Annotated in this window: 18 protein-coding genes; 9 read left to right on the top strand and 9 right to left on the bottom strand. The window is 64.5% G+C overall.

Annotated features, from left to right (window positions below; translation table 11 throughout):
• Positions 1 to 118 precede the first annotated feature (118 nt).
• The 3 genes from fabF (at position 119) to mltG (ending at position 2,786) form a co-directional block, all read left to right on the top strand.
• Positions 119 to 1,381: a beta-ketoacyl-ACP synthase II gene (gene fabF / locus ACX0GZ_RS00185; RefSeq protein ID WP_458811918.1), complete on the top strand. Its 1,263-nt coding sequence runs from the start codon at positions 119 to 121 to the stop codon at positions 1,379 to 1,381.
• A gap of 122 nt (positions 1,382 to 1,503) precedes the next feature.
• Positions 1,504 to 1,821, top strand: coding sequence for a GIY-YIG nuclease family protein (locus ACX0GZ_RS00190; protein WP_458811921.1), 318 nt, complete (start codon positions 1,504 to 1,506; stop codon positions 1,819 to 1,821).
• Positions 1,818 to 2,786, top strand: coding sequence for an endolytic transglycosylase MltG (gene mltG, locus ACX0GZ_RS00195; RefSeq protein WP_458811924.1), 969 nt, complete (start codon positions 1,818 to 1,820; stop codon positions 2,784 to 2,786). Before ACX0GZ_RS00190 ends, mltG begins: the two co-directional genes overlap by 4 nt.
• Before the next feature lie 138 nt (positions 2,787 to 2,924).
• Here mltG and eda read toward each other — a convergent pair whose 3' ends face one another.
• The 8 genes from eda to ACX0GZ_RS00235 all read right to left on the bottom strand — a co-directional run bounded on the left by eda (position 2,925) and on the right by ACX0GZ_RS00235 (position 10,489).
• Positions 2,925 to 3,530, bottom strand: coding sequence for a bifunctional 4-hydroxy-2-oxoglutarate aldolase/2-dehydro-3-deoxy-phosphogluconate aldolase (gene eda / locus ACX0GZ_RS00200; protein WP_458811927.1), 606 nt, complete (start codon positions 3,528 to 3,530; stop codon positions 2,925 to 2,927).
• The gene (gene glk, locus ACX0GZ_RS00205) at positions 3,527 to 4,498 is read right to left on the bottom strand and encodes a glucokinase (protein WP_458811930.1); all 972 of its coding nucleotides are present in this window, start codon (positions 4,496 to 4,498) and stop codon (positions 3,527 to 3,529) included. Before glk ends, eda begins: the two co-directional genes overlap by 4 nt.
• A 109-nt stretch (positions 4,499 to 4,607) precedes the next feature.
• Positions 4,608 to 6,425 carry a phosphogluconate dehydratase gene (gene edd / locus ACX0GZ_RS00210; RefSeq protein ID WP_458811933.1) on the bottom strand — a complete coding sequence of 606 codons (1,818 nt, stop codon included), beginning with the start codon at positions 6,423 to 6,425 and terminating at the stop codon, positions 4,608 to 4,610.
• A 1-nt stretch (position 6,426) separates the two neighbouring features.
• On the bottom strand, positions 6,427 to 7,131 hold the full coding sequence (gene pgl / locus ACX0GZ_RS00215; RefSeq protein ID WP_458811936.1) for a 6-phosphogluconolactonase: 705 nt from the start codon (positions 7,129 to 7,131) through the stop codon (positions 6,427 to 6,429).
• Between the two features lie 43 nt (positions 7,132 to 7,174).
• Positions 7,175 to 8,632: a glucose-6-phosphate dehydrogenase gene (zwf, locus tag ACX0GZ_RS00220; RefSeq protein WP_458811939.1), complete on the bottom strand. Its 1,458-nt coding sequence runs from the start codon at positions 8,630 to 8,632 to the stop codon at positions 7,175 to 7,177.
• Between the two features lie 237 nt (positions 8,633 to 8,869).
• The gene (argC, locus tag ACX0GZ_RS00225) at positions 8,870 to 9,811 is read right to left on the bottom strand and encodes an N-acetyl-gamma-glutamyl-phosphate reductase (protein WP_458811942.1); all 942 of its coding nucleotides are present in this window, start codon (positions 9,809 to 9,811) and stop codon (positions 8,870 to 8,872) included.
• The gene (locus ACX0GZ_RS00230) at positions 9,808 to 10,029 is read right to left on the bottom strand and encodes a hypothetical protein (RefSeq protein WP_458811945.1); all 222 of its coding nucleotides are present in this window, start codon (positions 10,027 to 10,029) and stop codon (positions 9,808 to 9,810) included. The genes argC and ACX0GZ_RS00230 overlap by 4 nt, the downstream gene beginning before the upstream one ends.
• A gap of 121 nt (positions 10,030 to 10,150) precedes the next feature.
• Positions 10,151 to 10,489 carry a MarR family transcriptional regulator gene (locus ACX0GZ_RS00235; RefSeq protein ID WP_458813260.1) on the bottom strand — a complete coding sequence of 113 codons (339 nt, stop codon included), beginning with the start codon at positions 10,487 to 10,489 and terminating at the stop codon, positions 10,151 to 10,153.
• A gap of 234 nt (positions 10,490 to 10,723) precedes the next feature.
• On the opposite strand from ACX0GZ_RS00235, the gene secG reads away from it, so the two are divergent.
• The 3 genes from secG (at position 10,724) to ACX0GZ_RS00250 (ending at position 13,794) form a co-directional block, all read left to right on the top strand.
• Positions 10,724 to 11,104, top strand: coding sequence for a preprotein translocase subunit SecG (gene secG, locus ACX0GZ_RS00240; protein ID WP_458811948.1), 381 nt, complete (start codon positions 10,724 to 10,726; stop codon positions 11,102 to 11,104).
• Between the two features lie 94 nt (positions 11,105 to 11,198).
• Positions 11,199 to 12,830: a CTP synthase gene (locus ACX0GZ_RS00245; protein ID WP_458811951.1), complete on the top strand. Its 1,632-nt coding sequence runs from the start codon at positions 11,199 to 11,201 to the stop codon at positions 12,828 to 12,830.
• A 4-nt stretch (positions 12,831 to 12,834) separates the two neighbouring features.
• On the top strand, positions 12,835 to 13,794 hold the full coding sequence (locus tag ACX0GZ_RS00250; protein ID WP_458811954.1) for an NAD-dependent epimerase/dehydratase family protein: 960 nt from the start codon (positions 12,835 to 12,837) through the stop codon (positions 13,792 to 13,794).
• A gap of 82 nt (positions 13,795 to 13,876) precedes the next feature.
• Here the strand turns inward: ACX0GZ_RS00250 and ACX0GZ_RS00255 are convergent, their stop codons facing one another.
• Positions 13,877 to 14,350, bottom strand: a complete 474-nt coding sequence (locus tag ACX0GZ_RS00255) for an Hsp20 family protein (RefSeq protein WP_458811957.1) — start codon at positions 14,348 to 14,350, stop codon at positions 13,877 to 13,879.
• A 508-nt stretch (positions 14,351 to 14,858) separates the two neighbouring features.
• On the opposite strand from ACX0GZ_RS00255, the gene ACX0GZ_RS00260 reads away from it, so the two are divergent.
• Genes ACX0GZ_RS00260 through ACX0GZ_RS00270 form a run of 3 tightly spaced genes read left to right on the top strand, consistent with a single transcriptional unit; the run spans position 14,859 to position 17,249 of the window.
• Positions 14,859 to 16,109, top strand: a complete 1,251-nt coding sequence (locus ACX0GZ_RS00260) for a lipoprotein-releasing ABC transporter permease subunit (RefSeq protein WP_458811960.1) — start codon at positions 14,859 to 14,861, stop codon at positions 16,107 to 16,109.
• Positions 16,102 to 16,776 (top strand): ABC transporter ATP-binding protein, encoded by a 675-nt coding sequence (locus ACX0GZ_RS00265; RefSeq protein ID WP_458811963.1) that lies wholly within the window; start codon positions 16,102 to 16,104, stop codon positions 16,774 to 16,776. Before ACX0GZ_RS00260 ends, ACX0GZ_RS00265 begins: the two co-directional genes overlap by 8 nt.
• Positions 16,773 to 17,249, top strand: a complete 477-nt coding sequence (locus tag ACX0GZ_RS00270) for a glutathione peroxidase (RefSeq protein WP_458811966.1) — start codon at positions 16,773 to 16,775, stop codon at positions 17,247 to 17,249. The genes ACX0GZ_RS00265 and ACX0GZ_RS00270 overlap by 4 nt, the downstream gene beginning before the upstream one ends.
• Positions 17,250 to 17,263 lie beyond the last annotated feature (14 nt).

Genomic DNA, 17,263 nt, shown 5'->3' on the forward strand with positions numbered 1-17,263 from the left:
GACGGGGGGCCGTTTTTGTTGAATGGGGCTTCGTCGCCCAGCCAAAAACTGGCATGGCGAGGCCGATGACCACCGCGCGATCCGTCGGGCGGACGATTGAGATGTTGAGGGAATGCTTATGCGCCGCGTAGTCGTGACCGGTCTGGGCCTCGTCACTCCGCTGGGGGCCGATGTCGAAACCGCCTGGAAGAACATCGTTGCAGGCAAATCGGGCGCGGCGACGATCACCCATTTCGATGCGAGCGATTTCCACACCAACTATGCCTGCGAAGTGAAGGCGCCTACCCACGAATATGGCTTCGACCCCGGCAAGCGCGTCGATCACAAGGTCCAGCGCCAGGTCGATCCGTTCATCGTCTATGGCATCGATGCCGCCGGACAGGCGCTCGAAGACGCCGGGCTGACCGATATGAGCGAAGCCGAGCGTTTTCGCGCGGGCTGCTCGATCGGTTCGGGCATCGGCGGGCTGCCGGGGATCGAGAGCGAATCGCTGGTGCTCGCCGAAAAGGGACCGAAGCGGGTTTCCCCCCATTTCGTGCACGGACGCCTGATCAACCTGATTTCCGGTCAGGTCTCGATCAAATACGGGCTGATGGGGCCGAATCACGCGGTCGTGACCGCATGTTCGACCGGCGCGCATTCGATCGGCGACGCCGCGCGGATGATCGCGATGGACGATGCCGACGTGATGCTCGCGGGCGGTGCGGAAAGCGCGATCTGCCCGATCGGCATCGCCGGATTCGGCCAGGCGCGCGCGCTGTCCACGGGCTTCCGCGACGATCCGACCCGCGCGAGCCGCCCCTATGACAAGGACCGCGACGGCTTCGTCATGGGCGAAGGCGCAGGCGTCGTCGTGCTCGAGGAATATGAGCATGCAAAGGCGCGCGGGGCGAAAATCTATGCCGAGGTGATCGGTTACGGTCTGTCGGGCGACGCATACCACGTTACCGCGCCGCATCCCGAAGGATCGGGCGCGTTCCGGTCGATGGAAATGGCGATGAAGAAATCGGGCCTCAGCCTGACCGACATCGACTATATCAACGCGCACGGCACCTCGACCCCGCTGGGCGACGAGCTGGAACTGGGCGCGGTGCGGCGGCTGTTCGGCGGCGCGATCGACACGCTGTCGATGTCGTCGACCAAATCGGCGATCGGGCATCTGCTGGGCGGCGCGGGCGCGGTCGAGAGCATCTTCTGCATCCTCGCCATGCGCGATCAGGTGGTGCCGCCGACGCTCAACCTCGACAATCCCAGCGACAATTGCGCGGGCGTCGATCTCGTCCCCTATGAGGCGAAGGAGCGCAAGGTGAAGGCGGTGCTGAACAATTCGTTCGGCTTCGGCGGGACCAATGCATCGCTGGTCATGAAGGCGATGGATTGAGGTCTGAGGTTCCGAAACACCCTTCGACAAGCTCAGGGTGAGCGCGGTTGGAGGTTAAGGCATGGACTCCACACCCCGCGCTCAGGCTGAGCTTGTCGAAGCCGGATTGGAGTGACCTGACATTGCCGTTCTGGACCTATATCCTCGAATGCTCTGACGGGACTTATTATGTCGGTCACACGGATCATCTCGACAAGCGGATGGCAGATCACTCCAATGGCGTTGCCAGTGCGTATACGTCGAAGCGAAGGCCGCTGAACCTGCTCTGGTCGACCGAATTCCAGATGCGCGACGAGGCGTTCTTTCTCGAACGCAAGCTCAAGGGTTGGTCGCGGCCGAAGAAGGAAGCGTTGATGCGGGGTGAGTTTCACCCGTTGCCGGAACTGTCGCGAAGCACGCTTCGACAGGCCCAGCGTGAGCGCGGTGGGGATGAGCATTGAAACGGCTCGGTTGCCTTGGAATCGTAGCGGCGCTCGGCCTGGTGGCGGCGTTGTTCTTCGTTGTCCAGCAATGGAGCGGTGAAGGCCCCGCCGAAACTGACGTGACGGTGGTGGTGCCTCAGGGTTCCACGCTCTCGTCCGCGGCGCGGGCGATGGAGGACGCGGGGGCGATCGCGTCGGCGGACCGGTTCCTGTTGTTCGCGCGCTTCCTGGGTTCGGATGCGCCGATCCGCGCCGGGGAATATGAGATTCCGGCACGCGCCAGTGCGTCGCAGGTGCTGGAGATGATGCAGTCTGGGGCGACGCTCCAGCGCTTCGTCACCGTGCCCGAGGGCTGGCCTTCGGTGATGGTCCATGACGCGCTGATGGCGGCGACCGAGTTGACCGGCGAGATTCCCGTGCCCGAGGAAGGATCGATCCTGCCCGACAGTTACAGCTACACGCGCGGGGAAAGCCGCGCGGCGGTGGTCGCCCGGATGCAGAAGGCGATGGCGGATTATCTGGCCAAGGCCTGGGAAAAGCGCACGCCGAACACGGTAGCGAAGACGCCCGAGGAAACGATCATCCTGGCCGCGGTGGTCGAAAAGGAAACCGCCAAGCCCGAGGAACGGCGGATGGTCGCGGGCGTCTATTCGAACCGAATTCGCCAAGGCATGCGGTTGCAGGCAGATCCCACCGTCATCTATCCGATTACTCAGGGACGCCCGCTGGGACGACGCATCCGGCGGTCGGAACTGGATGCGGTCAACGGATACAATACCTATGCGATGGCGGGGCTGCCGGTCGGGCCGATCGCCAATCCGGGGCGGGCGTCGATCGACGCGGTCCTGAACCCTGAGACGACCAGCGCGCTGTATTTCGTCGCGGACGGGACGGGCGGGCATGTCTTTGCCGACACGCTGGAGCAGCATAACGCCAATGTGCGGAAATGGTATGCGATCCGGCGGGAGCGGGGGGAGATGTAGCGTTCCGATCCTCCCCGCATGCGGGGAGGTGGCAGCATGAAGTGCCGACGGAGGGGGAGTGCCTCGAAACGCAGCGCTTGTTGCCTGCCCCTTGCACCATCCTTCGGATGCTTCCCCTCCCCGTGCCGGGGAGGAGTGTTAGCGACGCAATCCCGCCGCGGCGTGCGCCCTGGCCTTGACGTCCGCCAACGTGCCGCCGGTGACCCAGCTTCCGCCGACGCAGAGCACTTTCGGAAACGCCAGCCATTCGGGGGCGGTCGCCTCGGTAATCCCGCCGGTCGGGCAGAATTGCGCTTCGTGGAAGGGGGCGGCGAGCGCCTTCAGCGCCTTCAGGCCGCCGCTGGTTTCCGCGGGGAAGAATTTGAAGTGGCGAAGGCCCAGATCGTAACCGCGCATGATGTCGCCTGCCGTCGCGATGCCGGGGAGGAAGGGGACGCCCGATTCGATAATCGGCGCTGCCAGCCGTTCGGTGAGTCCGGGGGAGACGATGAACTCCGCGCCCGCGTCCATCACCTGCGCGAACTGGTCGGCGTTGACGACCGTACCTGCGCCGACGATAGCGCCGGGCACCTGCTTCATCTCGCGGATCGCATCGAGCGCAGCCGGGGTGCGGAGCGTCACCTCCAGCACTTTTAGGCCGCCCGCAACCAGCGCCTCCGCCAGCGGTTTCGCAGTCGCCGCGTCGTCGATCACCAGCACCGGGATGACCGCGCTGGTCCGCATGATGGTTTCGATGTCGCTCATGCCTTGTGCTCCTGTGCATAGGCCGCTGCCGCGCCGAACAGGCCGGGCTGGGGATGGGTGATGAGGCGGACGGGGATGGATTTCATCAGCGACTGGAAGCGGCCCTTGGCCACGAAGCGCTGTTCGAATCCCGATTTGACGAGATGGTTCTTGAGCCGAAGGCCCAGGCCGCCGGCGATGACGACGCCCTTCGGCCCATGCGTCAGCGCCAGGTCGCCCGCGACTGCGCCCAGCGACAGGCAGAAGCGGTCCATCGCGGCCACCGCCAGGCTGTCCTTGCCCTCGAACGCCATGTCCCACACCTCGCGATCCGACAGGCTGGTGATTGCCCGCCCCTCAATCTGGGCAAGCGTTTCATAAATGGCGAGGATGCCAGGTCCGGCGACGATGCGTTCGACCGAAACGCGCGTGAAGGTGCGGCGCAGGCGTTTGAGGATCGCGTCCTCCAGCCCGTCGAGCGGCGAGAAATCCATGTGGCCGCCTTCGGTCTCGATCACATGGTAATCGCCGTTCTTGCAGCAATAGACTTGGGCGACGCCAAGCCCGGTGCCGGGGCCGCAAATCGTGATCGATCCGGGCTTCTTCCAATCCTCGTCCGGGCCGCAGAGATGTTCGAAATGGTCGAGGCCAAGTTGCGCCACGGCATGGCCGATGGCGCCGAAATCGTTGACGAGGATATAACTGTCGACGTCGAGCCGTTCCTTCACCAGCGCGGGCCGGATGATCCAGGGATTGTTGGTCAGCTTGATGAGGTCACCGCCGATCGGCGATGCCACCGCGATGGCGGCGGCGCGAGGAAGCGGGCGGTCGAGCGTCTTGCCGAATGCCTGCCAGGCGAGTTGCAGGCTGGCATGGTCGTTGGTCTTTTGCGTGACTTCTTTGTCGAGCCGAACGACCCGACCTTTTTCCACTTCGGCGATGGCGAAGCGGGCATGGGTGCCCCCGATATCGACCGCGACGACTTCCATGATGACCTCTCTAATTTTTCTATTCCGTCATTCCCGCGGAGGCGGGAATCCATATTCTCGGACGTTAGCGGTTATGGATTCCCGCCTTCGCAGGAATGACGCTGTGTTGTCATAATCCAGCCGCCGCCAACATCGCCGATGCGCCTTTTTCCGCCTCGTCGGCCTGACGCATCATCGCGAACAGTTCGCGGCCGGTGCCGTCGGCGGCGCGCGGAGCTTCCGCCTGATCGCGGGCGGCCCATTCATTTGCGTCCACCAATGCCTCCAACTGCCCGGTCTCGGCGCAGACACGGATGACGTCGCCGTCGCGGACCTTGCCGATCGGGCCGCCGCCCAATGCTTCGGGCGACAAGTGGATCGCGGCGGGCACCTTGCCGCTCGCGCCCGACATGCGTCCGTCGGTGACCAGCGCGACGCGGTGGCCCCGATTCTGGAGCACGCCCAGCGGCGGCGTCAGCTTGTGGAGTTCGGGCATCCCGTTGGCGCGCGGTCCCTGGAAGCGGACCACCACCACCACGTCGCGATCGAGTTCGCCCGACTTGAACGCGTCCTGGACCTCCTGCTGGGTCGAAAACACGCGGGCGGGGGCTTCGATGGTCCAGCGGTCGCGATCGACGGCGGATATCTTGATACACGCCCGTCCCAGATTGCCCGACAGGATGCGGAAACCACCTTCGGGCGCGAACGGCGCGTCGAGGGTGCGAACGATGCTGTCGTCGCCGCTCTGCGCCGGGTGCTCGTGCCAGGCGAGGGCGTCGCCCTCTATCTCCGGCTTACGGCCATAGTCGGCCATGCCGCCCTTGGCGACGGTTAGAATGTCGCCATGCATCAGTCCGCCCGACAGAAGTTCGCGGATGACGAAGCTGGGACCGCCGGCATCCTCGAACCCGTTCACGTCCGCCGACCCGTTGGGATAGACGCGGGTGAGCAGCGGCACGACCTTCGACAGCCGGTCGAAATCTTCCCAATCGATCACGATCCCCGCCGACCGCGCAATGGCGGGCAGATGGATCAGGTGGTTGGTCGAGCCGCCCGTGGCGAGCAGCGCGATCGCCGCATTGACGATCGCGCGTTCATCGACGCATTCCGCAAGCGGGCGATAGTCATTGGTATTCCAACCGATTTCGGGCAGCCGCTGAACCGCGGCGCGAGTCAATTCCTGGCGCAGCTTCGTCCCCGGATTGGCGAAGGCCGCGCCGGGGATGTGCAGGCCCATCGCCTCCATCATCATCTGGTTCGAATTGGCCGTTCCGTAAAAAGTGCATGTGCCCTTGGAGTGATAAGCGGCGATTTCGGCGTCGAGCAGTTCCTCGCGCCCCACCTTGCCCTCGGCATATGCTTCGCGGACCTTTGCCTTTTCCTTGTTGGCCAGCCCCGACCGCATTGGTCCGCCGGGGATCATGACCATCGGCAGATGGCCGAACCGCAGTGCGCCCATCAGCAGGCCGGGAACGATCTTGTCGCAGATGCCGAGCAGCGCCGCGCCCTCGAACGTGCGGTGGCTGAGCGCGATGGCGGTGGAGAGCGCGATGGTGTCGCGGCTGAACAGCGACAATTCCATGCCGCTATAGCCCTGGGTCACGCCGTCGCACATCGCAGGCACGCCGCCCGCGACCTGAGCCGTCGCGCCCGCCTCCAGCGCCCAAACCTTCATCTGTTCGGGATAGCGGTAATAGACCGCGTGCGCCGACAGCATGTCGTTGTAGCTGGTGACGATGCCAATGTTCATCCGGTTTGCCGGGCGCAGTTCATCGCGCTGCTCGTCGGTCCCGGCATAGGCGTGGGCGAGGTTCGCGCAGCCCAGTTTGGGCCGGTCCGCCCCCGAATCGCGTTCGCGGGCGATCATCGTCAGATAGGCGGTGCGTTTTTCGCGCGACGCTTCGATGATGCGATCGGTGACGGCAGCGATTTCGGGGTGGAGGGTCATGTCAGGCGCTCCAGTGGATATCGACCGGCAGTTCCGATTGCGCCAGCACGCGACCGATGGGGTAGGGCGAGCCGACGCCTTCCTCGATTGCCGCCTCGATCACGTCGCGCTTGGCCTGGCCGGTGACGGCGATCATCAGCGCGCGAGCGGAAGTAATCGCGGCGAGCGACAGGGTAACGCGGGCAACGGGCGCTTCGGGCGGCAGCGGGTCGGGCATGACTCCCAGCGCGCGACGGTCCTTGGGACCGTTCAGCGCTTCCTCCAGATCGGGGCCGGGGAAGATCGATGCGGTGTGGCCGTCGGCGCCGACACCCAGCAGGCAGAGGTCGAGCGGCCAGTGGAGATCCTGCAACCGCGCATCCGCCGCGCGGCCGGACGCCTTGTAATCCTCCGCCGCTTCGCTGGTGATCGGGATGACGCGCGCGCCCTTTGGCAGGAAGGTCTTGGCGATCATCGTCGCATTGGACAGCGGATCGCCCATCGGCACCAGACGGTCGTCGGTGGGGATGATCGTTACGCGTTTCCAGTCGATCTTGGCCTCTGCCAGCTTGTCGAAGGCGGGTTGGGGGGTGCGTCCGCCCGCAAGGGCGATGACGGCGGCACCGCGCGCGTCGATCGCGCTTTCGATGATGAACTGGATGTCGCCCGCGACGGCATTCGCCATCTCGTCGGCGTCTTCATAGTCCCACCATTCGATCTCGGTCATTTCAATTCCTTGTGTTCATTTGAGCGAGGGCGAGGTCGCCCCATCAGTCCTGCCAGGTCGCGCCGTCGAGGCGCGTCAGCATGAAGCTCGCCTCCGGCCCCCAGCTTCCCGACGCATAACGGGCAGGCTTGGTTGCACTGGCGGCCCAGCCTTCGCGGATGCGGTCGATCCAGGCCCATTGCGCCTCAACCTCGTCGCGGCGGACGAAGAGGGTGGGGTCGCCTTCGATCAGGTCGAGCAGCAGCCGTTCGTATGCGATGCGCCGCCGGGTGCCCGCAAAGGCGGTGGTGAGCGATAGGTCGAGCGGGACTTCGCGCAACCGCACGCCTTCGCGGTCGAGCCCCGGTTCCTTCGACATCACCAGCAGCCGGATATACTCTTCGGGCTGAAGCCGGATGATGAGCGTGTTGGCGTGCAATTTCGCGCCGCGATCGGCGAAGATCGAATGCGGCACGCATTTGAACTGGACGATGATCTCGCTGCGCCGTTCGGGCATCCGCTTGCCGGTGCGCAGATAGAAGGGGACGCCGTTCCAGCGCCAGTTATCGACATGCGCCTTCAGCGCGACGAAGGTTTCGGTGTTCGAATCCTTGCCCAGTTCGTCGTCGTAACCACGAACGACTTTGCCATCGAGCGCACCCGACTGATATTGGCCGCGCACGGTCAGCGCATCGACATCGACGGGCTTGATCGGGCGCAGCGAGCGCAGGACCTTTACCTTTTCGTCGCGGATCGCGGTGCCGTCGAAATGCGCGGGCGGTTCCATCGCGATCAGCGCGAGCAATTGCAGCATGTGATTCTGGACCATGTCGCGCATCGCCCCGACATCGTCGTAATAGCCTGCGCGCCCTTCCAGTCCGACGGTTTCGGACACCGTGATCTGGACATGCTCGATATGGTTGGAATTCCAGACGGGCTCGAACATCAGATTGGCGAACCGCAGCGCCAGGATGTTCTGGACGGTTTCCTTGCCCAGATAATGGTCGATGCGGAACGTGCGCTCCTCGGGGAAGGCGGCAGCGACGATGTCGTTGATCTCGCGACTCGAATCAAGGTCGTTGCCGAGCGGCTTTTCCAGCCCGATGCGGACATTGTCGCCGGCAAGGCCCGCCGATTGCAGACCCTTGATCGTCGGTCCGAACAGCCACGGCGCGGTCGACAGGAAGATGGCGAGCCCGCCCGAGATATCGCCGATCTTGGCAGCGAGATCGTCGAATCCGTCGAGCGTGGAGGCATCGAGCGGCTGATACTGGATACGCTCCAGAAAGCTCGTGATCGCGGCCTCGTCCTTGCGGTCGTCGGGCAGGAACTCGCCGAGCGCCCTGGCGGCGAACTCGCGAAAACCCGTATCGTCGTGATCGGAGCGTGCGGTGCAGGTGATCGTCAATCCGTTGGGAAGCAGGCCGTCGGCATGGAGACCGTAGAGCGAGGGGATCAGCATCCGCTGCGCCAGATCGCCGGTCGCCCCGAACAACAGCAGTTTCCCGGCGGCTTCGCTCATGAATGTCGGTCCTAACGGTCGTTTGACGGGCTGATTAGCAGACGCGGGCGTGCCTGCGAACGAGGCGGCATACCTATGCCGTGCGAAACTGGTCAGGCCAACCCCGGAGACGGTATTTTTGGCTTTGGGCATAATCGCGCAGGTAGGGCGGGCAACGGGAGAATTGTGGCAAGGCTGCGCCCCCTTTTTCCGTTTCTGCGGAGCGTGTCCAAGCACGAACGGGGAAGGGGTAGGGCTTTAGAGGCTAAGCCCCGCGACCGGATCGAGCCCCGCCATGATGTTCAGATTCTGAACCGCCGCACCCGCTGCGCCCTTGCCCAGATTGTCGAGCGTCGAGATCAGCATCGCGATGCCTGCATCCGCATTGCCGGTGACCCGTACGGTCAGCCGATCGCTGCCCGCATCGTCCTCCACCCGCACCAGCGCGTCATCGCCACTCGCGACCCCGATCAGCGGGCTGTCGCGATAGGCGTCGGCGAGCACGGCTTCGACCTGCGCCAGCGACCAGCTGCGCGGCAGCGCGTGGAGCGGCAACGGCACCTGAACCACCATCCCGCGATAGGTGCGCGCGACCGATGGTGCGAAGATCGGCGGATGGGCAATGCGGGCGTGGCGGTGCATCTCCGGCATATGCTTGTGCGCCAGTCCGAGCGCATAGCCGCGCCAGGCGGTCGCGTCCGCACCGGGTGCGCCCGCATCCTCGAACGCCGCGATCATCGATTTGCCGCCGCCCGAATAGCCCGAAACCGCGTTGACGCTGAGCGGCCAGTCGTGCGGGATGACGCCCGCACGCACCAGCGGGCGGACCAGCGCAAGGAACCCGGTGGGATAGCAGCCGGGATTGCTGACTCGCGGGCTTTCGGCGATCGCCGCCTGCTGGCCGGGTTCGAGTTCTGCGAAGCCATAAGTCCAGCCATCCGCGATGCGGTGGGCACTCGATGCGTCGATGACGCGGGTGTTCGGGTTCTCGATCAGCGACACGGCCTCGATCGCGGCATCGTCGGGCAGGCAGAGGATGACGAAATCGGCTGCGTTCAGGGCGTCCGCGCGTGCGGCGGCGTCCTTGCGTCGATCCTCGGGCAGCGTGACCAGCGCGATCTCGCCGCGTCCCGCCAGCCGGTCGCGGATTTCAAGGCCGGTGGTGCCGACCGCGCCGTCGATGAAGACCCGCGCCGTCATGCCGCGTCCGCGTGCCCCGCGTCGTTGTCGCCGACATGCGGGCCGAGCGCCGAGGCTTCAACGAATCCGACGACGCCGCTGGCGACCGACCGGCCCCAGCCCTGTTCGCTCGACAATTCATAGAGCTCGAAAGCCTCCCCCGACGCCAACTGGCCGAGCCGTTCGCTGTCGAGTCGGCTCGACTGGCGGATCGCGCTGGCCGCGATCGCGGTTCGCATCACATGTTCGGCATAATGGGGAGCGAAAACGCGATCGGCGAGTTCGATCGCGGCAAGGTCGCGACGGACGGGCTGGGTACGGGGATCGACGATCGTCGAGCGGCCGGTAAGCGCGAATCGCCTACGCGGTTGCGCGCCGGCGTTCGTCGCTTTGGCCGGGCTGTGGTTCGCCGTCGGCGATGACGAATTGTCCGAACTCTTCAAGAAACTCCGCCCCTTCATCGGTGCGCGCCACGAAAATGTTGCGCTTGTCCGCATCGTCGCGCTGGCGGCGCAGATAGCCGAGCGAGCCCAGTCTGTTCAAGGCGCGCGTGATAACCGGCTTCGACACGTTCAGCGCACGCGCCAGACCGCGTACCGTATGCGGTCCGGGTTTAAGATATACCAACAGCAGCAACGCCATTTGGCGATTGGTCAAATCGGGTTCGCCAGACCGGACATAATCGACCAGGGTCTGCATCCATTTTCCGAGCATCGGGGTAGCGGTCGCGGTGGCCATACTCAATTTCCGTTACACGCCCGCAAGCATCGGGCTTTCGCGGGGATTAACGTCGATCCGCCCATGATGTTTCCCACCCGTGACAGATTTCCCTGACAGATTTGTTGTCTAGCGTTCAGGCGGCATGGTTGATCGCGGACCCGTGCTCGCCTATGTCGCCGCCTTCACCAATCATATCGGTCCCAGGCGCGCCCCATGTTCACCTTTCTCCTCGTCGTCCAGGCGATCATCGCCGCCTTGCTGGTGACGGTGATCCTGATGCAGCGTTCGGAAGGCGGCGGCCTGACCACCGGCGGCAGCGGAGGCGGGCTGATGTCGGCGCGCGGCGCGGCGGATTTCCTGACGCGCGCCACGGCGGTGCTGGCCACCGTGTTCGTCGCGATGTGCATTCTGCTGGCGTTCCTTGCCGCGAGCCGCGGCTCGGGCTCGATCGACACCAGCCTCGCCCGGAGCCCGGCCGCGCAGACGACGCCAGCGGCAGGCGCTCCTACCGAAGCCGATGTCGCGAATATCGTCGCGGCGGCGGAAAATCAGGCTGCGGCGAACGAAAGCGACGGCGTTCCGCTCGTCCAATAAGGCGTTCATTTCACCGGTTTCGCATCCGTCCGGCTTGATTGCCGGATAAGGACGCTTGCTGTTTCCACCCAATCGACGCTAGGGCTCTCCTCCCATGACGCGGTATATCTTCATCACCGGCGGCGTGGTCTCCTCGCTTGGAAAAGGCCTGATGGCCGCCAGCCTCGCCGCTCTCCTGCAGGCGCGCGGCTACAAGTGCCGCATTCGCAAGTTCGATCCTTATCTGAACGTCGATCCGGGCACGATGAGCCCGTATCAGCATGGCGAAGTCTATGTGACCGATGACGGGGCGGAAACCGATCTCGACCTTGGCCATTACGAGCGCTTTACCGGGGTGCCGTCGCGCCAGTCGGACAATGTGACGTCGGGCCGCATCTACCAGCAGATCATTCAGCGCGAGCGGCGCGGCGACTATCTCGGTGCCACGGTGCAGGTGATCCCGCACGTCACCGACGCGATCAAGGAGTTCGCCAAGGCCGATACAGAGGGCCTCGACTTCGTGCTGTGCGAGATCGGCGGAACCGTCGGCGATATCGAATCGCTGCCGTTCATCGAGGCGATCCGTCAGCTTCGCAACGAACTCGGTCGTGGCCAGTCGGTCAGCATCCACCTGACGCTCGTCCCCTATATCGCCGCGGCGGGCGAGTTGAAGACCAAGCCGACCCAGCATTCGGTGCGCGAACTTGCGGCGCTGGGTGTCCAGCCCGACGTGCTGGTGTGCCGCTGCGAACATCCGCTGCCCGCATCCGAACGCGCCAAGATCGCGCTGTTCTGCAACGTCCGGCCCGAAGCGGTCATCCCCGCGCTCGACGCGTCGAGCATCTACAGCGTGCCGCTGCAATATCATGCCGAAGGGCTGGACAGTGAAGTCCTTCGTGCCTTCGATATCGAACCCGGCGAAGCGCCGAAGCTCGACCGCTGGAGCGAAATCGTCGAACGGGTGCAGAATCCCGAAGGCGAAGTGACGATCGGCGTGGTCGGCAAATATGTCGGTCTGCCTGATGCGTACAAGTCGCTGCACGAGGCGCTTGTGCATGGCGGCATCGCCAACCGGGTGAAGGTCAATGTCCGCTGGCTCGACGCCGAATTGTTCGAAAGCGACGAGGACGACATCGCCGCTCGGCTTGAGCCGATGCACGGAATTCTGGTCCCCGGCGGGTTCGGCGAGCGCGGTTCGGAAGGCAAGATCGCCAGCGTCCGCTTTGCGCGCGAACGCAAGGTGCCGTTCTTCGGCATCTGCCTTGGCATGCAGATGGCCTGTATCGAAGGCGCGCGGGCAGGGGGCGTGACGGGGGCCACCACCACCGAATTCGGCCCCACCGAACAGCCCGTCGTCGGTATGATTACCGAATGGATGACCGAGCAGGGCCTGCAAAAGCGCGAAGCGGGCGGCGATCTGGGCGGCACGATGCGGCTGGGTGCGTATCCGGCGAAGCTCGCGGGCAACAGCGTCGTGTCCTCGATCTACGGCACGCAGGACATCAGCGAGCGGCATCGCCATCGCTATGAGGTCAACACCGCCTATCGCGACAAGCTCGAAGCCGGTGGCCTCGTCTTCTCGGGCATGTCGCCCGACGAAACGTTGCCCGAAATCGTCGAGCGTCCCGACCATCCCTGGTTTGTCGGCGTGCAGTTCCACCCGGAGCTGAAATCCAAGCCGTTCGACCCGCACCCGCTGTTCGCCAGCTTCATCGAAGCCGCGGTCAAGCAAAGCCGCTTCGTCTGATCCGATGCGCGTCCTGCTGACCGGATCGTCGGGCTGGCTGGGACACCATCTCGCACCGATGCTGGCGGCGCGTGGGCACCGGGTGACCGGCATCGACGTGGCGCCGGGCGACCACACGCAGATCGTCGGTAGCGTGGCCGAGCGTTCGGTGGTCGACCGCGCCTTTGTCGATCACGGGATCGAGGCGGTGATCCACGCCGCGGCGCTCCATAAGCCCGACATCGTACGCTACTCGCGACAGGCGTTCGTCGATGTGAACGTCACGGGCACGCTCAACCTGCTCGAATGCGCGGTGGCGGCGCGGCATCGGCGGTTCGTCTTCACCTCGACCACCTCGCTGATGATCGGCCACGCGATCCGCGACGAGCGCTCCGACCACGCGGTGTGGCTGGACGAAGCGTCGGGTCCGATCGAACCGCGCAACATCTATGGCGTCACAAAATTCGCTGCCGAGCAGTTGTGCCGCCTGATCGCCGAGGAGCATGGCCTGTCGGTGATCGCGCTGCGCACCGGGCGCTTCTTTCCCGAGGACGACGATACCCACCACGCGCTGTCGGGCGAGAATATGAAGGCGAACGAATTGCTGAATCGTCGCCTGTCGGTCGAGGATGCCGCCGCTGCGCATGTCGCGGCGTTGGAACGCGGCGGGCTCGATGGCTATCGCCTGTATCTTGCCTCCGCGCCGACGCCGTTCGACCGGGCGGATGCCGCCGAACTGAGGCGGGACGCCGCGGCGGTCATCGCGCGTTATTTTCCCGAAGCGCCGGCGCTTTATACCGCGAAGGGCTGGGTGCTGCCTGCCTCCATCGGGCGCGTCTATGATTCGTCGGCGCTGTGCCGCGATCTGGATTTCCGGTTCGAGAGTGATTTCGCCTCGGTGCTGCGCGCCCTTGAACGCAGCGACCCGATGCCTTTTGCACATGACGCAAGCTACACGTCGCCCGCCGCGGGTTTGTTCCGATAAAGCAAAGCGCCCGGACCTGGATCCGGGCGCCCCGGCCGCGCCGCTGAAAGGGAGCTAAAGCGTCGCGGTCTAACGATGGAGATCAGGCAGCGGCCTGTTCCTCCTGATGATCGATCGCAGGCGCGGGCGTTGCCGTTCCGACCGCGATCTTGCGCGGCTTCATCGCGTCGGGAATTTCGCGGACCAGTTCGACGGTCAGGAGACCATCGGCCAGATCGGCGCTTTCGACGCGCACGAAGTCGGCGAGCTCAAATCGCCGCTCGAAATTGCGGTTGGCGATGCCGAGATGCAGGAACGCGGCGCGGTCATTGGCGCCATCCTCTGCCTTCTTGCCCGCCACGACCAGCAGGTTCTGCTGCGCGGTGATGTCGATCTCTTCCGGTTTGAAGCCCGCAACCGCCAGCGTGATGCGATAGCGATCCTCGGCCAGTCGTTCGAGATTGAACGGCGGATAATTGTCGCCCTGGGCCTGGCGCCCGGTTGCTTCGAGCATGTCGAACAGCCGGTCAAAGCCGATCGCGGTGCGGCGATAGGGGGTGAAGTCGAACTGACGCATTTTCAAATCCTCCAAATGAGCAAGATGTGACGTCATGCCGCCCGCCATCTGGCCGGGGGCGCGATTGCGGCCCGAAATCCGGCACCGCAACGGTTGCGAGATTGGAATCCCGACGATGATTTTCAAGAGATGGGAAGCATCAAAGCTGCGACGAGCCGAGGGCAGGTGAAACGGAAAACGCCCGGACCGTTTCCGATCCGGGCGCCTGCGTGACGAATGCTCGTCAGCCCCCTTAAAGATGGCCTTCTGCCCGCACGCCCACCTCCCAGTCAGGCGGGGCGGAACGCCCTCCCCGAACCACGGCCGTTGGCCTGCGCTTCGTGTGATCCTTGCTAGGCGATGAATGGTCGCTTGTCATCGGTCGGAACCGGGGTTGCGGTATTTTGCGCGCAGTCTGTGGCAGTTCCGCAACAAGGCTTTTCGCACCCGCCACCATTGCGGGGCGTCGATGCGGCCCCTACACCATGCCGACAGACACCATATCTTTTGCGGGATTGATCCAAGCCACATGCTGTTATCGCGTTACGAGCGAATGATCGCGCGCCGTTATCTGCTGCCCGGTCGCGGGGAGGCGTTCATCGCGCTCGTCGCCGGGATCAGCCTGATCGCGGTGATGCTGGGCGTCGCCGCGCTCGTCGTCGTCATGAGCGTCATGAACGGCTTTCGCGCCGAGTTGTTCGACAAGATCACCGGGCTTAACGGGCACGCCGTGGTCCAGGGCTATGGCGGGCAGTTGCAGAACTGGCGCGCGGTACTCGACGAGGCAAAGGCGACGCCGGGCATCACCAGCGCGACGCCGATGATCGAAAAGCCGTTGATGGGCAGCCATGAAGGCCGGGTCGAAGTAGCTCTGGTGCGCGGGATGCTGGTCGAGGATATTCGCCGCAATGAAACGATCACCAGCAACGTCCAGATCGGCTCGATCGACAGTCTGGTGCCCGGCAGCAGCACGATCGCGATCGGATCGCGGCTCGCCCAATCGCTGGGCGCGACTGTGGGTAACGAGATCTCGCTCATCAGCCCCGAAGGCCACACCACGCCGTTCGGAACGATGCCGCGCATTGTCAGCTACCGGATCGGCGCGATCTTCGAAGTCGGCGTCTATGATTACGACAAGGCGTTCGTAGTGATGCCGATGGAGGATGCGCAGACCTTGCTGCTGATGGGCGATTCGGTCGGGATGATCGAACTCAACACCGTCGATGCCGACCGCGTCGTCGACATCCTCGCCCCGCTCGCCCCTAGGGTGTCGGGCGCGGCGCAACTCGTCACCTGGCAACAGATGAACGCGCAATTGTTCGAAGCGCTGGCGATCGATCGGGTGGTGACCTTCACCGTCCTTTCGATCATCATTCTTGTCGCCGTCTTCAATATCCTGTCGTCGCTCATCATGCTGGTCCGTGCCAAGACGCGCGACATCGCGATCCTACGCACGATGGGCGCAACGCGGTCGAGCATGATGCGGATTTTCGTGACCGTCGGTACGATGATCGGCGCGCTGGGGATCGGGGCGGGGTTGATCCTCGGGTTCATCTTCATCGAATTCCGTCAGGGCGTCGTCGGCCTGATCGGCTTCTTCACCGGCCAACAGGTCTGGGATCCGCAGATGCGCTTCCTGACCGAACTGCCCGCGCGCACCGACCCGGTCGAGGTAGTGGTGATCGCGGTTATGGCCTTTGTCTTCTCGGTCCTTGCGACGCTCTATCCCGCCTACAAGGCGGCGAGCACCGATCCGGTTCAGGTTCTGCGTTATGAGTGATTTCGTTCTCCAAACCACCGGACTGCGCCGCGACTTCACCCAAGGGGGGGAGACGATCCACGTCCTGCGCGGCGTCGACCTGTCGGTCGCGCCGGGAGAAATCGTCGCGCTGGTCGGTCCTTCGGGGTCGGGCAAATCGACATTGCTCCAGGCCGTCGGGCTGCTCGAAGGCGGGTTCGAGGGATCGATTATGATCGCGGGCGCTGAAGCCGCAAAACTGGATGCCGGGGGGCGGACCGAAGTTCGGCGCGATCAGCTCGGCTTCATCTATCAGTTCCACCATCTGCTTCCCGATTTCAGCGCGGTGGAGAATGTGGTGCTGCCCCAGTTGATCCACGGATCGACGCGTGAAGATGCCGATGCGCGTGCGGCAGAGCTGCTGTCGGCGCTGGGCCTGGCGAAACGCCTCACGCACCGTCCCAGCCAATTGTCGGGCGGCGAGCAGCAGCGCGTCGCGGTGGCGCGCGCGCTGGCGACCCGGCCTGCACTGGTGCTGGCCGACGAACCCACCGGCAATCTGGACGAAGCGACCGCCGACGTGGTGCTGGAGGAATTCCTGCGCCTCGTCCGCCACGAAGGCTCCGCGGCACTGATCGCCACGCACAACGAGCGGCTCGCGGCCAAGATGGACCGGGTGGTCCGCCTGCATGAGGGGGTTCTGGAATGAAGGTAACCGACCTGATCGTCCGCGCCGCCGATGGCACCGATGTGGCGCTGTCCGACTATGCCGGGCAAGTGCTGGTGATCGTCAACACCGCGTCCAAATGCGGGTTCACGCCGCAATATACCGGGCTGGAAGAGCTGCATCGCCGGTTCGGCGCACGCGGCTTCGAGGTGCTGGCCTTTCCCTGCAACCAGTTCGGGGCGCAGGAGCCCGGCGACGCAGCGGAAATCGCCAGTTTCTGTTCGCTGACCTATGACGTGACGTTCCCTGTGTTCGCCAAGGTGGACGTGAACGGCGACGACGCCGCGCCGATCTTCAAGCATCTGAAAAAGGCGCAGAAGGGTGTGCTGGGGACCGAGGCGATCAAGTGGAACTTCACCAAATTCCTGGTGAACCGCGATGGCAAGGTGGTCGAACGCTATGCGCCGACGACCAAGCCGGAGGATATTGTCAAGGATATCGAGGCGCTGCTCTGAACGGTGAAAGCTGT

The organism is Sphingomonas aestuarii (assembly GCF_054457155.1).

Coding starts and splice junctions, on each gene's coding strand:
- ACX0GZ_RS00235 (WP_458813260.1), bottom strand. CDS start 10,489: ATGCAGACCCTGGTCGATTATGTCCGGTCTGGCGAACCCGATTTGACC.
- fabF (WP_458811918.1), top strand. CDS start 119: ATGCGCCGCGTAGTCGTGACCGGTCTGGGCCTCGTCACTCCGCTGGGG.
- pgl (WP_458811936.1), bottom strand. CDS start 7,131: ATGACCGAGATCGAATGGTGGGACTATGAAGACGCCGACGAGATGGCG.
- ACX0GZ_RS00255 (WP_458811957.1), bottom strand. CDS start 14,350: ATGCGTCAGTTCGACTTCACCCCCTATCGCCGCACCGCGATCGGCTTT.
- secG (WP_458811948.1), top strand. CDS start 10,724: ATGTTCACCTTTCTCCTCGTCGTCCAGGCGATCATCGCCGCCTTGCTG.
- argC (WP_458811942.1), bottom strand. CDS start 9,811: ATGACGGCGCGGGTCTTCATCGACGGCGCGGTCGGCACCACCGGCCTT.
- ACX0GZ_RS00250 (WP_458811954.1), top strand. CDS start 12,835: ATGCGCGTCCTGCTGACCGGATCGTCGGGCTGGCTGGGACACCATCTC.
- edd (WP_458811933.1), bottom strand. CDS start 6,425: ATGACCCTCCACCCCGAAATCGCTGCCGTCACCGATCGCATCATCGAA.
- zwf (WP_458811939.1), bottom strand. CDS start 8,632: ATGAGCGAAGCCGCCGGGAAACTGCTGTTGTTCGGGGCGACCGGCGAT.
- ACX0GZ_RS00265 (WP_458811963.1), top strand. CDS start 16,102: ATGAGTGATTTCGTTCTCCAAACCACCGGACTGCGCCGCGACTTCACC.
- ACX0GZ_RS00260 (WP_458811960.1), top strand. CDS start 14,859: ATGCTGTTATCGCGTTACGAGCGAATGATCGCGCGCCGTTATCTGCTG.
- ACX0GZ_RS00230 (WP_458811945.1), bottom strand. CDS start 10,029: ATGCGAACCGCGATCGCGGCCAGCGCGATCCGCCAGTCGAGCCGACTC.
- ACX0GZ_RS00270 (WP_458811966.1), top strand. CDS start 16,773: ATGAAGGTAACCGACCTGATCGTCCGCGCCGCCGATGGCACCGATGTG.
- ACX0GZ_RS00245 (WP_458811951.1), top strand. CDS start 11,199: ATGACGCGGTATATCTTCATCACCGGCGGCGTGGTCTCCTCGCTTGGA.
- glk (WP_458811930.1), bottom strand. CDS start 4,498: ATGGAAGTCGTCGCGGTCGATATCGGGGGCACCCATGCCCGCTTCGCC.
- eda (WP_458811927.1), bottom strand. CDS start 3,530: ATGAGCGACATCGAAACCATCATGCGGACCAGCGCGGTCATCCCGGTG.